Source organism: Haloprofundus salilacus (assembly GCF_020150815.1).
GTDB classification, from domain to species: Archaea; Halobacteriota; Halobacteria; order Halobacteriales; family Haloferacaceae; genus Haloprofundus; species Haloprofundus salilacus.
The window spans coordinates 12,712-28,490 of the sequence record NZ_CP083723.1; the positions used below are offsets into that span (position 1 = coordinate 12,712).

General features: G+C 67.4%; 16 protein-coding genes. 10 read left to right on the top strand and 6 right to left on the bottom strand.

Going from position 1 to position 15,779, the window contains the following annotated elements; all coding sequences use genetic code 11:
* Positions 1-14: 14 nt before the first annotated feature.
* Complete coding sequence (gene rnhB / locus LAQ58_RS00080) at positions 15-662, bottom strand: ribonuclease HII (protein WP_224448589.1); 648 nt, start codon at positions 660-662, stop codon at positions 15-17.
* Positions 663-1,151: 489 nt separating this feature from the next.
* Positions 1,152-2,450 carry a tRNA pseudouridine(54/55) synthase Pus10 gene (locus tag LAQ58_RS00085; protein ID WP_224448590.1) on the bottom strand — a complete coding sequence of 433 codons (1,299 nt, stop codon included), beginning with the start codon at positions 2,448-2,450 and terminating at the stop codon, positions 1,152-1,154.
* Between the two features lie 187 nt (positions 2,451-2,637).
* Between LAQ58_RS00085 and LAQ58_RS00090 the strand changes: the two genes are divergently transcribed.
* A complete protein-coding gene (locus LAQ58_RS00090; RefSeq protein WP_224448591.1) occupies positions 2,638-3,624 on the top strand; it encodes a DMT family transporter in 987 nt (328 codons plus the stop codon).
* Positions 3,625-3,655: 31 nt separating this feature from the next.
* On the opposite strand, the gene LAQ58_RS00095 is transcribed toward LAQ58_RS00090, so the two are convergent.
* Positions 3,656-4,207 (bottom strand): DUF4112 domain-containing protein, encoded by a 552-nt coding sequence (locus LAQ58_RS00095; protein ID WP_425490674.1) that lies wholly within the window; start codon positions 4,205-4,207, stop codon positions 3,656-3,658.
* 181 nt (positions 4,208-4,388) lie between these two features.
* Entirely contained in the window at positions 4,389-4,730 is a 342-nt protein-coding gene (locus LAQ58_RS00100) for a hypothetical protein (RefSeq protein ID WP_224448592.1), read from the bottom strand.
* A 152-nt stretch (positions 4,731-4,882) separates the two neighbouring features.
* Here LAQ58_RS00100 and LAQ58_RS00105 point away from each other — a divergent pair, with 152 nt between their 5' ends.
* From LAQ58_RS00105 to LAQ58_RS00125, 5 genes are all read left to right on the top strand, one after another.
* Entirely contained in the window at positions 4,883-5,209 is a 327-nt protein-coding gene (locus tag LAQ58_RS00105) for a hypothetical protein (RefSeq protein WP_224448593.1), read from the top strand.
* Positions 5,210-5,370: 161 nt separating this feature from the next.
* Positions 5,371-7,176, top strand: coding sequence for an L-aspartate oxidase (locus LAQ58_RS00110; RefSeq protein WP_224448594.1), 1,806 nt, complete (start codon positions 5,371-5,373; stop codon positions 7,174-7,176).
* Positions 7,177-7,339: 163 nt separating this feature from the next.
* The gene (locus LAQ58_RS00115) at positions 7,340-8,344 is read left to right on the top strand and encodes an ABC transporter ATP-binding protein (RefSeq protein WP_224448595.1); all 1,005 of its coding nucleotides are present in this window, start codon (positions 7,340-7,342) and stop codon (positions 8,342-8,344) included.
* Positions 8,344-9,114, top strand: coding sequence for an ABC transporter permease (locus LAQ58_RS00120; RefSeq protein ID WP_224448596.1), 771 nt, complete (start codon positions 8,344-8,346; stop codon positions 9,112-9,114). Before LAQ58_RS00115 ends, LAQ58_RS00120 begins: the two co-directional genes overlap by 1 nt.
* Positions 9,115-9,230: 116 nt before the next feature.
* Complete coding sequence (locus LAQ58_RS00125) at positions 9,231-9,662, top strand: universal stress protein (protein WP_224448597.1); 432 nt, start codon at positions 9,231-9,233, stop codon at positions 9,660-9,662.
* Here the strand turns inward: LAQ58_RS00125 and LAQ58_RS00130 are convergent.
* On the bottom strand, positions 9,659-10,963 hold the full coding sequence (locus LAQ58_RS00130) for a cation:proton antiporter (protein ID WP_224448598.1): 1,305 nt from the start codon (positions 10,961-10,963) through the stop codon (positions 9,659-9,661). The genes LAQ58_RS00125 and LAQ58_RS00130 overlap by 4 nt on opposite strands.
* Positions 10,964-11,101: 138 nt before the next feature.
* On the opposite strand from LAQ58_RS00130, the gene LAQ58_RS00135 reads away from it, so the two are divergent.
* The gene (locus LAQ58_RS00135; protein ID WP_224448599.1) at positions 11,102-12,298 is read left to right on the top strand and encodes an amidohydrolase family protein; all 1,197 of its coding nucleotides are present in this window, start codon (positions 11,102-11,104) and stop codon (positions 12,296-12,298) included.
* 156 nt (positions 12,299-12,454) lie between these two features.
* Positions 12,455-12,871 (top strand): GtrA family protein, encoded by a 417-nt coding sequence (locus LAQ58_RS00140; RefSeq protein WP_224448600.1) that lies wholly within the window; start codon positions 12,455-12,457, stop codon positions 12,869-12,871.
* A gap of 58 nt (positions 12,872-12,929) precedes the next feature.
* On the opposite strand, the gene LAQ58_RS00145 is transcribed toward LAQ58_RS00140, so the two are convergent.
* On the bottom strand, positions 12,930-13,499 hold the full coding sequence (locus tag LAQ58_RS00145) for a metal-dependent hydrolase (protein ID WP_224448601.1): 570 nt from the start codon (positions 13,497-13,499) through the stop codon (positions 12,930-12,932).
* Between the two features lie 132 nt (positions 13,500-13,631).
* Here LAQ58_RS00145 and LAQ58_RS00150 point away from each other — a divergent pair, with 132 nt between their 5' ends.
* Both LAQ58_RS00150 and glmU read left to right on the top strand, forming a co-directional pair.
* Positions 13,632-14,444: an undecaprenyl-diphosphate phosphatase gene (locus tag LAQ58_RS00150; RefSeq protein WP_224448602.1), complete on the top strand. Its 813-nt coding sequence runs from the start codon at positions 13,632-13,634 to the stop codon at positions 14,442-14,444.
* 131 nt (positions 14,445-14,575) lie between these two features.
* Positions 14,576-15,760, top strand: coding sequence for a bifunctional sugar-1-phosphate nucleotidylyltransferase/acetyltransferase (glmU, locus tag LAQ58_RS00155; RefSeq protein ID WP_224448603.1), 1,185 nt, complete (start codon positions 14,576-14,578; stop codon positions 15,758-15,760).
* Positions 15,761-15,779: the final 19 nt, after the last annotated feature.

Here is a 15,779-nt window from a genome sequence, read left to right on the forward strand (position 1 = left end):
TCGGAGTGTTCTGATCAGAACTCCGACAGCGCCGACTGCTCGGCGGCCGCCAGCACGTCGGCGCAGGTCTGCCACGACGAACGCGCACAGTCCGGGAGCGTCCCGTGTTCGCGGACGTACTCCCGAAGAAACGTCCGCGTCGTCGGGTCACTCGGATAGCCGCTCCCGACGTCGCCGTACGACTCTGCGATAGCCTCGACGCGCGCGTCCCGCTCGACTTTGGCGACGACGCTCGCCGCGCTGACGACCGGATGCGACTCGTCGGCGCGGTGTTCCGACCGCACGTCGATTTTTCGACCGCCGGCTTCGACGGCCGCGCGTACTCGGCGACCGAACCGCGCTTCGTCCACGTCGCCCGCATCGACGACGGCGACGTCGCCGTTCTCGGCGACGGCGGCGAGCGCCTCCGCCTGCGCGGCGACGGTCAAACCGTTCATGTCCGTCTCCGGGTCGTCGATGCGCGCCGGTGCGACGACGGCGACGCCGACGGTCACCGCCGAATCCTCGCAGAGTCGCGCCGCGAGCGACTCCCGCTTCGCCGGTGAGAGCCGTTTCGAGTCGTCAAGTCCGTCCGGTAGCGCCGCCGAGGGCGCGCGAACCGCCGCCGCGACCATGGGACCGAGCACCGGTCCCTTCCCCGCTTCGTCGGCACCGAGTTCCATGATTGCGCCCTCTCCCGGCGAGCGCTAAGGTGTTTCCGTCCGTCGCGACGCAGGCGTGCTCGCGCTCGTTCTCGCCGTCTTCGGTCACGCGGTTGCGATTAGTCTCCGACAGGGGGTCGATTCCGGGCGCGTCTCACCGAGACGTCACAGATACGACTACAGTGTCAGTGTGTGAATACGGTGACAATACCTTACTATCCGGGCGGTGTACGGGAGTCCGCGGGAGGTGAGGTGTGTCAACCACAACCGGGTACTGGTACCCCCGTGTTACCGCTGGTGTGTCAGATTCCTCCCGCGATGCGTCAGCACCCGTCCGACGGCTAATCTCATCTAGTAATAATTCTTGCTATAGGCTACCAAAGTCACGAGTGCTCCGATACGATTTGCGCGTGTATCCGCCTCCACTCCCGGCCGAAGCAGTACCGTCTGGAACGGTAGCAACTTCGGGACGGTATCACACGTCGAGAACGGCTTCGGCGGCCGGATTCGTCACCTGAAAAACTCTTCGCGCTCGAACGGTTCGTCCTCGCCTTCGACAGCGAGCACGTCGAGCGCTGTGACGACGGCGGAGACACCGAGCACTCCGGCCAGACTGGGCTCGGTTCGGCCGTCGTCGCCGGAGACGAGTTCCTTGATGTAGAGGCCGCCCTCACCGTGGACCTCGACCGTCGCGTGCCGCTCGTCGACGCGCTCGGCGGTTGCGTCGTAGACGTGGCGGGTTCGCGTGAGGTTCGCGCGTCGGTGGTCGACACGCTGCGGCGTGTACTGTTCGACGGTCGCGCCGGTGAGTTCCTCGACGGCCTCAGAGAGTGTCGCCTCGCTCACGTCGGCGTCGAACTCGACTTCCGCGCGGTAGATCTTGCTCGCGTCCAGACTCTTCACCCGCTCGACCATGTCGTGCTCGGCGAGGCGGAGTCCCTCGACTTCGACTTTCCCGTCGGCGAACGCGTTGATGTCACCTTCGAGCCGCTCCACGTCGACGTCGCGGCGGCGCGGTTCCTTGATTTCGATGACGAACGGTCGGCCCGTCCCGAGCATCAGCGCGTCGACGTCCTCGCGGCCCGCGCCGTGGAACAGCGACTCGACGCCGTCCATCACGTCGAGGACGACGGGGGAACTGAGGCCCTCGACGCTGTCCTCGTAGAGGTAGCCGCTGCCGCCGCAGCGGTCGCAGGTCTGTCTTCCCTGTCGGCCGCTGCCGTCGCACTCGCGGCACGGCCACTCGGTCTGCGGGATATCGCGGACGAGCTTTCGGTACCGGCCGTAGACGAACGCGGAGTTCACCTCGGTCTCGACGGTGTCGCTCTCGACGTCGAGAATGAACTGCACGTCTGGTCGCTGGAAGTCGACGGCGGTGTCGGTGAGTCGGCCGACCCGCTTGCCGACCTCGCGGTTGAACTCGGACTTGAACGGCTCGCCGGCGTCTTCGGGCAGTCCCGCCATCTCTCGAAGCAGCGCCTCGTTCTCCTCAACGAGCGGCGGCGCTCGCGTGCCGACCTGATACGTCTCGAACTCGACGGGTTCGTCGCCGTTGCCGCCGTCCACCGTCGCGGTGGCGCGCTCGGCCCACTCGTCGAACCGCTCGCAGAGACCTTCGCACACCCAGCAGTCGGCGGGGTCGACGTCTTCCGGCTCCTCGTCGTCCTCCAACGCCGCGGCAACGCGGAGCGACCGACCGCGCTCGCCGTTGGTCAGTCCGTAGCTCCGGTCGGCGAACGCCCGGCCCAGACAGGCGTTGCAGATCGGCCCGCCCTCGGTCAACGCGCGCGCGTCGTCGAGAATTCCCATGGGCATACTCGTCTCGGCGTTGCTTTCCGTCTTGCTATTCGGCGGCCCACCGATTCCGACGGCTATCTCCGAGGCTATTTACTATGTATCACGGTCTCCGATGGGTCAAGTTCCCGTGAACCGCGGTATCACGGCTGCGAGAAGCTTCTTATGCCCCCGTCGGCTACGACCGCCACCACCTATCGGAATGAGCCGCTATCGAAATCTCGCGTTGTTCCTGACGCTCTCGGTCATCTGGGGTACCGCCTATCTCGCAATCGACGCCGGTCTGGCGACGCTGCCGCCGGTGCTGTTCGCCGCGCTCCGCTACGATGTCGCGGGCGCGGCGCTGTTCGCCTTCGCGCTCGTCCGCAACGACCGCTGGCGGCCGCGAACGCTCGCCGAGTGGCGACTCGTCGCCGTCGGCGGCCTGTTAGTTATCGGGCTGAACTTCGCGTTTCTCTTCTCCGGACAGCGGTACGTCGGCGGCGCTATCGCCGCCATCGTCGCCAGCACTGCACCCGTGCTGACGCCGCTTTTCGCCCGCTTTCTGCTCCCCGATGAACGTCTCGACGCGCGGGGTGTCGTCGGCGTCCTCCTCGGGCTGGCGGGTGTCGTCGTCGTCGCCGCCGGCGGGAGCACGCTCGGCGGCAACCTCGTCGGCATCGTCCTGCTCGCGCTGGCGGCGGTGAGTTTCGCGTTCGGAACCGTTCTCACCGAGCGCTACGACGCGCCGCTGTCGCTGGTGCCGACGCAGGCGTGGATGATGCTCGTCGGCGCCGGTTTCCTCCACGCGGTCAGCGCGGTGCTCGGCGAGACGCCGCCGCTGTTGGTGACGTGGACGCCCGCCGCCTTCGCGGCGCTCGCGTACCTCGCGCTCGTCTCCAGCGCCGTCGGCTACGTGCTCTACTTCGACCTGCTCGACAGACTCGGGGCGGTCGAAATCAGCCTCGTGAAGTACGTCGTCCCCGTCGTCACCGCTCTCGTCGGCTGGGCGGCGCTCGGCGAGTCGCTCTCGCCGGGGACCGTCGCGGGCTTCGCGCTCATCGTCGGCGGATTCGCGCTGCTGAAAGGCGGCGACGCGTTCGACGAAGTGGTCCGCCTGCAGGCGCGCGTCAGTCGCGGCTACAACGCCGAGAACGTCTACGTTCCCGACAGTAGCGCTCGCCGCGACGCGGCGTTCGGCGATGACTAACGTCGACGGTTAGCGGCGACGAAGCGAGTTTTCAGACGAGTTGACCGAGAAGCCACAGCACCGCCACCGTCGACGCCGCGCCCAGCGCTAGCAACAGGACGAACAGGCCCCCGACGACGAGCGTGAAGAATCGGCGGTCTATCTCCTCGGCCCGCGGGTCGCCGCGGCGCGCTTCGGCGAGCGCGACGTTTCTCGCGTTCGCTTTCCAGACGGCGTCGAACACGTCGCCGACCACCGGAACCGACCCGACGACGGCGTCGACGACGAGGTTGAACAGCATCCGCAGCACCGTTACTTTCGGCACGCCGAGGTAGGCGGCCTCGGCGACGATGTACGCCGACACCGCCGTGATGGGAACGTCGCCGACGACAGGCACGAGACCGACTATCGGGTCGAGACCGATTCGGCGGTTCGTCCCCGGAATCCGAATCGAGTTGTCGAGGAGTCGGCCGAGGCGTCGCAGGCGACCGAGCGTCTCCGCGTGCTCGGCGACGCGTGTCGTCGAGGTGGCGTTGGTCGCGCGGTTTGCGCTGCTCACCGTCTCGGCTGTCTCGGAGTGGTTCGTCTCCGCCGAATCGCTCACATCACCCGTTCAGCACCGAACGGCAAAACCCCTCGGCGGTCGCTGCGGTCGGAGACGCGAAGTCGCGGTCACCGGATACGGAGAAGGCTCTCCGGCGGGAGTCGAACCCGCCTCCGCCGGTGTCGACCGGCGTGTCCCACCAGTGGACCGCGGAGAGTGCGCGCCGGACGCGAGAGCGCACTCACGCGTCGCGGACATCGCGCACCTCCGAGACGACCGACGCCCGTTTGACGCCAAAACTGTCGAGCAGCTGGGCTTCCAGCGCCGCGGCGTCCGAACCGTTTTCGGCGTCTGCGGCGTCCGCAACCTCCGCGTCGAGTTCGACGACGAGCGTCGCGCGGATCTCGACCGTCAGGTCGTTCAGACCGGGTTGGAGACCGCGGACCTCGAATTCGTCGACGTCGGTCACGCCGTCTAGCTTTCGCAGTCGCTCGCGGACGCCCGTCCGGAGGTCGCCGGAGGCGTCCCGCGAGACGTACACCGTCAGGTCGGCCGAGGCCGACACGGGGGGCAGTTTCTGCACTGACATGAGGGGGTCGGGAGGGAGTCGATTCCTCACCTGTCCGCGGACCGCTCTGCCGCTTGAGCTACCGACCCCACCGCCTCGCGGCGGTGGCTTCGGTCGAAAGACGTTCCGTCAGCGACGGCGGACGCGGCGCGTGGCGTGGTGCGCGCATGGCGACGAACCGCCGTGCGCGAGACGCGCGCGTCGCTGCCGTCGAAAATCGCCGGAGAATGAACCGTGGGGGTTCGACTCCGACGACCGCGCTGGGGACGCAGACGCCGGGGGCGTCGCGCCGTTACGCGATGACGGAGTCGAACCGACCGTACGGCTTGGACGGGCCGGACCCGTTCCCGGCGCAGTTGCCGGTGGACACGCCGCTCGCCGTCCGCTCGGCGGCGGGGGTGGGCGACGTGACGTGGTGGGTCTGGCTGAGCATCGTTCACCGTTGCCCGCTCGCTGCGGGCGCTTGCGAGACACGTCACGCGGTTAATACATAAACGTTACCGATGTGTGTCAAAATGTACCACAACGTACCACGACCATTCTGTAACCCACTCGGCGTTCGTGTTGTAACACCGTACCACGGTTTCGGCTTGCTCGCACGCGCGCGCGAAGGGCTTAGGCGTGGTCGGCCCCTACGAATAGTTGGAGACATTTCATGATACCAACACCTCCGACGGACCCGTCCGACTCGGACGGCGACGTCCCCGAGTACGAGGAAGTACGCGTCCCCGTGCTGGTCATCGGCGCGGGTGCCGCTGGCGCGCGGACGGCCATCGCGCTGGCCGAACGTGGCGTCGACTGCCTCGTCATCGGGAAGCGCGGTCACGGCGACGCGCACACGACGTGGGCCGCCGGCGGCATCAACGCGGCGCTAGGGAGCCTTGACGAAGAGGACGACTGGCGAATCCACGCCGCCGACACCTACGACGAGGGCCACTTCGTCAACGACCCCGACGCGGTCGAACTCACGACGAAGCACATGCCCGACCGCATCCGTGAACTCGCCGAGTGGGGCATGCCGTTCGACCGGACCGAAGACGGAAAAATCGACCAACGGTACTTTGGCGCACAGTCGTTCCGACGGACCTGCTTCGTCGGCGACCGCACCGGCGAGGCGATGCTGGAGACGCTCGTCTCGAAGGCCCGAGAACTCGAGATTCCCTACCGAGAGAACGTGATGGTGACGCGCCTGTTGTCGGACGGCGCGCGCGTCCACGGCGCCGTCGGCTACGACATGGAGGACGGCCACTTCGTGCTCTTCGAGGCGAACCGCGTCGTCCTCGCGGCGGGCGGCTACTCGGCGCTGTACGACCGCCACTCCTCGCGCGACGAGGAGAACAACGGCGACGGGCAGGCGCTGGCGTACGAGGCGGGCGCGGACCTTCTGGATCTGGAGTTCGTCCAGTTCCATCCGACGGGGATGGTGCAGGATTCCGATTGGAACGAGGAGTGGTCGGGGCGTCTCGTCACCGAGGCGGTCCGCGGCGAGGGCGGCCACCTCCTCAACGCCGAGGGCGAGCGCTTCATGGAGAAGTACTCGCCGACGCAGATGGAACTAGACGCCCGCGACGTAGTCGCCCGCGCCATCGCCCAGGAGGTGCGAGAGGGTCGCGGCACCGAGAACGCCGGCGTCTACCTCGACATCTCGCACCACGAACGCGAGTTCATCGAGCGGCGACTGCCGAAGATGTACGAACGCTTCCAGAAGTTGGGAATCGACCTCGCCGAGGACGCGGTCGAAGTCGCGCCGACGGCGCACTACTCGATGGGCGGCGTCGACATCGACTTCCGCACCGGCGAGACGCGCATCAAGCGCCTCTACGCGGTCGGCGAGACCGTCGCGGGCGTCCACGGCGCGAACCGCCTCGGCGGCAACTCGCTCGCGGAGACGGTCGCCATCGGGAAACTGGTCGGCGAACACGTCGCCGACGCGGTCGACGAGTCGACGGACGCCGACCCGTCGCTGCATCCCGGGATGCGGACGCTCGCCGAACGTGAGTTCCGCGCGCTGGCCGACCTCGCCGAGAGCGACGGCGACACGACGCCCACCGAGTTGCTCGCGGCGCTCCGCGCGGTGATGGAAGACCACGCGGGCATCCTCCGCGACGAAGCGTCGCTGGACGAGGGACTGGAGAAACTCGCCGCGGTGCGCGAGCGGACGGCGGACCTCCGTCTAGACGGCGACCGGACGAACCGAGCGTTCGAGGACGCCGTCGACCTCTCGTTCATGCTCGTCGTCGCCGAAGGCGTGCTCCGATCGGCGAAGCGCCGCGCGGAGTCACGCGGGGCGCACTACCGAACCGACTACCCCGAGAAACGCGACGAGTGGCGCAAGAACGTTCTCGTCCGCCGCGGCAACACCGGGATGGACCTTCGGAACCGACCTGTCGGCCTGCCGAGCGAGGAGGTCCAGCAGGCCATCGACGAAGGCCACGAACTGGAGTACCACCACCTCGAGTAGTCGCCTTCGACCGGCGTCGGCGGTCGTTTTCCGTCAGTCTCTCTCCGTCTCGTCGACCCACCTTCGTTTCGCTCGTCCGTCTCACCGCCCCTGACCGACGCTACCATATCTCGTTGCTGCCTCGTCCGCTGTCCTTAATCCCGTCCGTCGCCGACGCACGATAATGACCGCCGCCATCGAAGTCCGCGACTTGCGGAAGCGGTACGAAGGGGTACAGGCGCTCGACGGGGTGTCGCTCACCGTTCCCGAAGGCTCGTTCTTCGGTCTCTTGGGCCCCAACGGCGCGGGGAAGACGACGTTCATCTCGATTCTCGTCGGCCTCGTCCGCAAGAGCGGCGGCACCGCCGAGGTGTTCGGCTACGACGTGGAGGACGACTACCGCGAGGCGCGCGACGCTATCGGTCTCGCCCCGCAGGAGTTCAACGTCGACCGCTTCTTCCCGATCCGCGAGGTGCTGGAGCACAAAGCCGGCTACCACGGCATCCCGGCCGACGAGGCGCGAGAGCGCGCCGACGAGGTGCTCAAGCGCGTCGGCATCTACGAGAAGCGCGACACGCGCTTCGACTGGCTCTCCGGCGGGATGAAGCGCCGGTTCGTCCTCGCGCGGGCGCTCATCACCGAACCCGACCTTCTCATCCTCGACGAGCCGACGGCGGGCGTCGACGTGCAGCTCCGCCACGACCTCTGGGAACTCATCACCGAACTCAACGACGGGGGGACGACGATTCTGCTCACGACCCACTACATCGAGGAGGCCGAGCGCCTCTGCGACGAGGTGGCGATTCTCGACTCGGGACGCATCGTCGCCGTTGACAGTCCCGAGGACCTGATGGACCGCGGCACCGACCGCATCGAGATTCAACTGCGCAACCCGCCCGCCGAAGCCCCGTCGCTCGTCGCAGGCGACGGGAACATCGAAGACGTGGAACTCGAAGACAACCGCCTCGTCGTCACCGCGCGGCAGGGCGGACTGGTCGCGCCGGACGTCGTCCGCGAACTCGACCGCGAGGGCTTCGAGATACTCGACCTCGAGATCTCGCGCACCTCGCTCGAAGAGGTGTTCGTCGAGATGACGCGCGGCGAGGAGGCGACCGGCGACGACGAGCCTGCCGAAAGAGCGACCGCCGCGGCTCCCGGCGCGCCCGGTGCTTCCGGAGGTGACCGGTAGTGGCGGTGTTCCCGACCGGGTTCAAGACGCTGACGCGCCGCGAGATTCTGCGGTTCGTCCGCCGCCCGCGAAACACGTTCGTCCCGCCGCTCATAACCAACGTCCTCTACTTCTCGGTGTTCGGGGTCATCCTCGGCGACCGCGTCGGCCAGATTGCGGGCGTGCCGTACATCCTCTTCATCCTGCCCGGTCTCGTGGTCCTCGGGGCAATCTCGAACGCCTTCGAGAACGGATCGTTCTCCATCTTCCACGGTCGGTGGAACGAGTACATCCACGAGACGCTCACCTCGCCGCTGTCGTATTCGCAGATGGTGTGGGCGTACACGATTTCGAGTGCCCTCCGCGGCGTCATCGTCGGCGTCATCATCTCGGCCGTCGGCGCGGTGTTCACGAGCGTCGGCGTCACTAAGCCGTTGTACCTCGTCGCGTTCGCTGTCGTCGTCACGGTGCTGTTCGCCAGTTTCGGCATCGTCGGCGGCCTCTGGGCCGACGACTTCGACGACCTGACGATGATGAACCAGTTCATCCTCCGACCCCTGGTGTTCTTCGGCGGCGTGTTCTACGCGCTGGAGAACCTCCCTGACGGACCGCTGCAGACCGCGACGCTCCTGAACCCGATGTTCTACATGGTCGACGGCGTCCGGTACGGTTTCTTGGGCACCTCCGAGGTCGACCCGAACGTCTCTCTGGCCGTGCTGTCGTTCATGGCGGCGGCGATGGTCGGCGTCAACACGGTGCTGTTCAAGCGCGGGTACGGGTTGACCGACTGACGGGTCGGCCAACGAATTCGCGAAGAAAGTAGGTTGACCGTCGTCGACGCCGACGGGTCACCGAAACGGTTTGTCGTTTAGCATTTTTCCGTCTGGTCCCGGTACGCTCCCGAGCAATGTACGACACCATCCTCGTCCCCACCGACGGGAGCGACGCGAGTTTCAACGCCGTCGAACACGCGCTCGAAATCGCTGCGCCGCACGATTCGACGGTCCACTTCCTGCACGTCGTCGACGTCGGCACCGAGATGTCGGCCGGGGCTTCCGGACAGATCGCGCAGGAGCTGTCGGACACGCTCGAACGGCAGGCCGAGGAGGCGCTCGACGATGCGGTGGCGCGCGCGGAGAACGTCGGTGTCAACCACGAACGGGTAATTCTCGAAGGGACGCCTGACACCGCTATCGTCGACTACGCCGAGGAACACGCCGTCGACCTGGTCGCGATGGGCGCGACGGGTCGTTCGGGAATCTCGGAGCATCTGCTCGGGAGCACGACCGACCGCGTGACGCGCTCGATAAACGCGCCGGTTCTGCTGGTCAGAGGCTAACGTTCGGTGTCGGCGCCCGCCTCCGTCGCTCGCTCACGGCGACGGTCGAGTTCGTTCATAATGGGGCTTGCGCTCACCCCGTGGAGAACAACAGAGACGAGAACGACGAACCCGACGAACGCCCAGAGCTGTTCGGCGGCGGCGACGAGCTCTCGCTGCCGGAACGACGCGTGAGCTAACGCGTACGAGAGGTAGTAGAACGAGCCGATGCCGCGAATACCGAAGAAGGAGACGACGGCGCGGTCCGTCAGCGGCGCGTCGGAGCCGACGAACGCGACGGCGCCGACGAACGGTCGAATGACGAGTAGGAGCGCGAGACCGAGCAGCGCGAGCGGTAACGTCAACGGTGCGAGGAGACCCCCCGCGAGCGCGCCGCCGAACAGCACCAACACGGTCGCCAACAGGAGTCGCTCGACCATCACGGCGAAGTCGTGCAGTCGACGGTAGTAGTCGTGCTCCCACTCGAAGTGTCGGAGCGCCAGCGCGGCGACGAACACCGCGACGAAGCCGTAGCCGCCCGCGAGTTCGGTCAGACCGTAGGCCAGAAATGTCGCCGCCAGCGCCTCCGCGCCCGCCGTCACCTCTGCGAGGCGGAGCGTTCCCGGCGCGCGGAACACGGTCCGCGCCATGATCTCCCCGATTAGATAGCCGACGACGACGCCCGCACTGATCTTGTAGAGCACATCGACGAGGACCCAGTCGAGGAGCCACGCTTCTTCGGCGGAGAGCGCCGCGGCGGCGACGGCGATGGCCAGATTCGTGAACGGGAACGCCAGTCCGTCGTTGAGTCCCGCTTCGGAGGTGAGCGCGAACTGGACGGTTCCCCACTCGTATTCGGGCGCGTGTTCTTCCTCTATCTCCGTGAGCGGTGCCCCGGCCCCGATGTCGGAGGCCAGTACGGGGTCGGTCGGGGCGATCACCGCGCCCAAGAGAATCGCCGTCGCCGGCAGCAGTCCGAGGACGCCCCACGCCAGCAGCGCCACGGCGGCGATGGTGAGCGGGAGGGCGATGCCGAGCAGTCGCCACGTCGAACTCCACGACCGCCAGTCGAACGGGCGGTCGAGTTTCAGCCCCGCGCCCATCAGCGAGACAATCACCACCAGTTCGGTGAGCCGTTCGGTTACCACGGCGTTGCCGATGGGGTCTACGGTCGGCACGCCGGGAAACGAAAAGAGGGCCACTCCGAGGCCGACGTAGATCATCGGAAACGAGAGCGGCCGGTGTTCGAGCAGACGCGGCAGCGCGACCGCACCGAGGAGCGCGAGCGCGACGATTATCAGGGTAACGTCGTAGGCGCTCATCTGAGGGGCGTACGACGAGGACCGCAAAAGAGGCTCGGCCGATAGCCGCTCACCGTGCGTTCACGTCTTCCGGCTCGAACCACCGGCCAACGTATTTCGAACCGAAACGCTTTGTTAGGCGTACGCGGACCACCGAGCATGACCGTGACAGTCATCCGCAACGCGACGATTCACACGGCGACCGACGAGGGAACCATCGAGGGCGACATCCTAATTCAGGAGGGCAAAATCGCGGGCGTCGGCGATGTGGCCGCGCCCGACGACGCCGAGGAACTCGACGTGGACGGCGCGCACGTCACGCCCGGACTCGTCGACGCGCACAGCCACGCCGGGATGGCCGAGTGGGGCGAACCCGAGGACGGCGACTTCAACGAGGGAACCGATTCCGTGACGCCGCATGTGAGCGCGCTCGACGGCTTCCACCCCCGCGACGAGGAACTGAAGCACGCCTTCCAGAACGGCGTGACGAGCGTCTCCGCCCGGATGGGGTCGGGCAACGTCGTCGGCGGCGTCATCTGCTCGATGAAGACCTATGGATTGACTGCCGACGAGATGCTCATCAAGGAGGACGGGATGAAAGCCGCGATGGGCGAGAACCCCAAGCGGTTCCACGGCGAGCGAAAGGACCGCCAACCCTCAACGCGACCGGGCGTCGCCGCCACCTTGCGGCAGGCGCTGATGGACGCCGAAGATTACGTCGCCCGCCGCGCGAAAGCCAGCGAGGACGGCGAACCGTTCGACCGGGATTTGGGGATGGAGAACCTCGCGCGCGTCGTCGAGGGCGACCTGCCGCTTCGGGTCCACGCCCACCGCGCCGACGACATCGTGACCGTGTTCCGCATCGCCGACGAGTTCGGCATCGAGGACCTCTCCATCGAGCACGCCACGGAGGGTCACCTCGTCGCCGACGAGTTCGCAAAGCGCGACGTGCCCGCCGTCTGCGGTCCGTCGCTGTACTCCGGCGCGAAGTACGAACTCCGCAACATCACGTTCGAGTCGCCGGGCATCCTCCACGACGCGGGCGTCAAAGTCGCCATCCAGACCGACGCCCCCGTGCTGCCGCAGCAACACCTCGACGTCTGTGTCGGCCTCGCGGTGCGCGCCGGACTCCCTGAGGAGGCGGCGCTCGACACCGTCACCCGGAACGCGGCCGAGATTCTCGGCATCGAGGACCGCGTCGGCACGCTCAAAGTCGGCACGGACGCCGACATCGCCGTCTGGGACGGTCCGTTCTACGAAGTCGGCACGAGCACCCAGCACGTGTTCGTCGACGGCGAGCACGTCTTCGACCGCGAGCGCGATGACGTGGACCCGCGCGACGCGTACGACTGGTAGGCTGACCGACCGCCTGCGTTCTCTCGATTTCCCCACTCCGCTGACTGTCGACTCGCGGTGAGAACACACCTACATAGGCTCAGTCGCAACAGCGCCTACGGAGGCACCGTCGAAGCAACGAGGCGCAGCGTCGACGGCAACGTTTTCACCCAACCAATGAACACAGACACCGGACGGACTGTGGATAGTTCGGGAAGGCAGGCCCGACTGACGCGACTCGGCAAGTTCACCCTCGTCGGCGCGTCGAGTTTCGTCGTCAACCTCGTGGTGTTCGCGCTCATCACACCGCTGTTCTGGTACGTGCTGGCCGGATCGCTCTCGTGGCTGGTCGCGAACATGTCCAGCTACAACCTGAACCGCTGGTTCACCTTCGACGACACCGAACGTGGCTACCTCCGGGGCTACGCTCGACACCTCTCCGTGTACTCTGTCGGCTTCGTCGTCTACCTCGCGGCGCTGTGGTTGTTCGGACTGCTAGTCGGGTCGTACGCCGCGCTCGCGCTCGCAACCGCCTTCAGCGGCGCGCTGAACTTCGTCGGCAGCGAGTTCTGGGTGTTCAGTTCCGGTACCTGAGGCGCCCTCGTCCCCGCTCACTCCCCGTTCACTCCCCGCCTCCGTCACTCCCTGCCGCTCAGTCGCGCCCGCCGGTCGTCTCCTCGGGGGTGGCTGCGAGCTCGACGCCGAGCGACGAAAGCGGCGGCGCGCCGTCGCGCCACCACCGGACGAGACCGACCGCCGTCACGGCGAGACCGAAGGCGACCCCCGCCGTCAGTTCCAACTGGAGGAAGAACTCGACGATGCTGTAGTCGTACTCGGGTTCGCCGACCGGAATCAGCGGCCAGACGAGGAAGGCGAGCACCTCGACGTTCCCCTGACTCAGCTGCCAGAGCGTATCGCCGAGGAGGTGAGAGGCGTAGCCGACGGCGAACGCGTCCCCGACGGTTCGGCGGTCGACTCGGCGGGCGACGAACAGCACCGCGAGGAGGAACGGAACGGCGACGAACAGCGTGTGCGCGAGGGTCCGCCCGCCCGGTAGAACCTGGAACGTCCACGAGAGCGGCTTGTCGACCAGGTCGGGGAACTGCGTGCCGACGGCGAGCGCGAGCATCGTCGCCAGTCCCGTCGGCGGGCCGGCGCGACGGAACCGGAGTCCGTACGAGTAGAGAAGATAGCCGAGGGCGGCGTGACCCCAAGGGAGCATCGTCGTCGGCTACGGCGCTTCGGGGGATAGGCGCTTCGACCCGGCGCACCCGCTCCGCGCTGCCGCGTGTCCGTGTCTCCGCCCGTGGCGACGAAGAGCAACGTTCATTTCTGTGCCTTCTCGCGGTAGTCCATGGACCGTGACCTCCTCGTCGCGCTCGTCGTCGGCGTCGTGCAGGGCGTCTTCGAGTGGCTTCCGATTTCCAGCGAGGGTAACATCGCGCTCGCGCTCACCGCCGTCGGAAGCGACCCCTCCCAGGCCGTCGCGTTCGCTCTGTTTCTGCACGTCGGCACCGCCGCCTCCGCGACGGCGTACTACCGAGACGAACTGCGGGTGGTGCTCGCGGACCTCCCGCGGTGGCGACCGAACTCGGCGTTCTCGGAGACGCCGACGCTGTCGTTTCTCGGCGTCGCGACGCTTGTCTCCGGCGTCGTCGGCGTCAGCGCGTATCTCCTGTTGGTTGAGGCGGCGTCGGCGCTGACCGGCGGCGTGTTCGTCGCGCTCGTCGGCGCGCTGCTCGTCGCCACCGGCGTCCTCCAGCGCGTCGCCTCCGGATTCGAGTTCGCCGGGCGAGACGCGCCGAACCTCGTCGACGCCGTGCTCGTCGGCAGCTTGCAGGGACTGGCGATTCTGCCGGGCGTCTCGCGATCGGGCGTCACCGCGAGCGCGCTGTTGTTCCGCGGCCACGACGGCCCCGAGTCGTTCCGCCTCTCGTTTCTGCTCTCGATTCCGGCGGCGCTCGGCGGCGGTCTCATCGCCGTGCTTGACGACGGACTGGCCGACGTGACGCTCGCGGAGGCAAGCGTCGCGCTCCTCGCCGCGGCCGTCGTCGGCTACCTCTCCATCGACGCCCTGATGCGGGTCGTCCGCCGCGTTTCCTTCTGGGCGGTCTGCGTCGGTTTGGGGTCGCTCGCGCTCGTCGGCGGACTCCTCGTCACGCTCTGAGCGTCGCTTAGGCTCGCCACTACCGCCGCTCGGCCCTACATTTTCTCTCCGATGGCTCGGCGCTCTGTGGCTAAGATTAGCATGCCCTGAGTCGGAATTCATATCTTGCTGGTCGATGTGCGTTGGAGTATATGCAAACGCTCGTGCTCGCCGCCGGGCAGGGGACGCGGATGCGCCCCCTCACGGAGAGCCGTCCAAAGCCCATGCTGCCCGTCGCCGACCGACCGCTCGTCGCCCACACGGCGGACGCCGCCGTCGCCGCCGGGGCGTCCAAACTCGTTTTCATCGTCGGCTACGAGGCCGACGAAGTGAGAGAGTACTTCGGCGCGGAGTACGCCGGAGTTCCTGTCGAGTTCGCCGTTCAGGAGGAACAGCGCGGCACCGCCGACGCGGTTCGCGCCGGCGCCGAGTATCTCGAACCCGGGCCGTTCGCCGTGCTCAACGGCGACGCTCTCTACGACCACCCGTCGCTTGAAGCGCTGTACGACGACGGTCCCGCGGTTGGGTCGTACCGCGTCGACAACCCCAGTGAGTACGGCGTCCTCGACATCCGCGAGGGCTTCGTCCACGGCGTCATCGAGAAACCCGAGAACCCGCCGTCGGACCGCATCAACACCGGCGCGTACATCTTCCCGGCGGCGGCGCAGAACTGGCTCGACGTTGAGACGAGCGAGCGCGGCGAACTCGAACTCACGGACGTGCTGGCCCGCGCCTGCGAGGAAGCCGACGTCACCGACGTGCCGTTCGAGCGCTGGCTCGACGTGGGTCGCCCGTGGGAGCTGCTCGCAGCCAACGAGTGGAAAGTCGGCGAACTGGAGCGCGACATCCGCGGCGAGGTCCACGGTGGGGCCGACCTCCGCGGCGACGTGGTCGTCGAGGACGGTGCGGAAGTCGATGCGGGCGTCGTCGTCGAAGGCCCGGCGCTGATTCGCTCGGGCGCGTCGGTCGGCCCGAACGCGTACGTCCGCGGGGCGACCGTCGTCGGCGAAGGCGCGAAGATCGGCCACGCGGTCGAAGTGAAAAACAGCGTGTTCATGGAGGGAGCGACGGTCGGCCACCTCTCGTACGTCGGCGACAGCGTCCTCGGCCGCGACGTGAACTTCGGGGCCGGAACCAAGGTCGCGAACCTCCGCCACGACGGCGAACCCGTGAAGCTCACCGTCAAGGGAGAGCGCATCTCCACCGGTCGGCGGAAACTCGGCGTCGTCTGCGGCGACGAGGCGAAGACGGGCATCAACTCCAGTCTCAACGCGGGCGTCGTCCTCTCGGAGGGCGCGGCGACGAAACCGGGGGAGTCGGTCACGCGCGACCGATAGCTACAGGCACACGGCGACA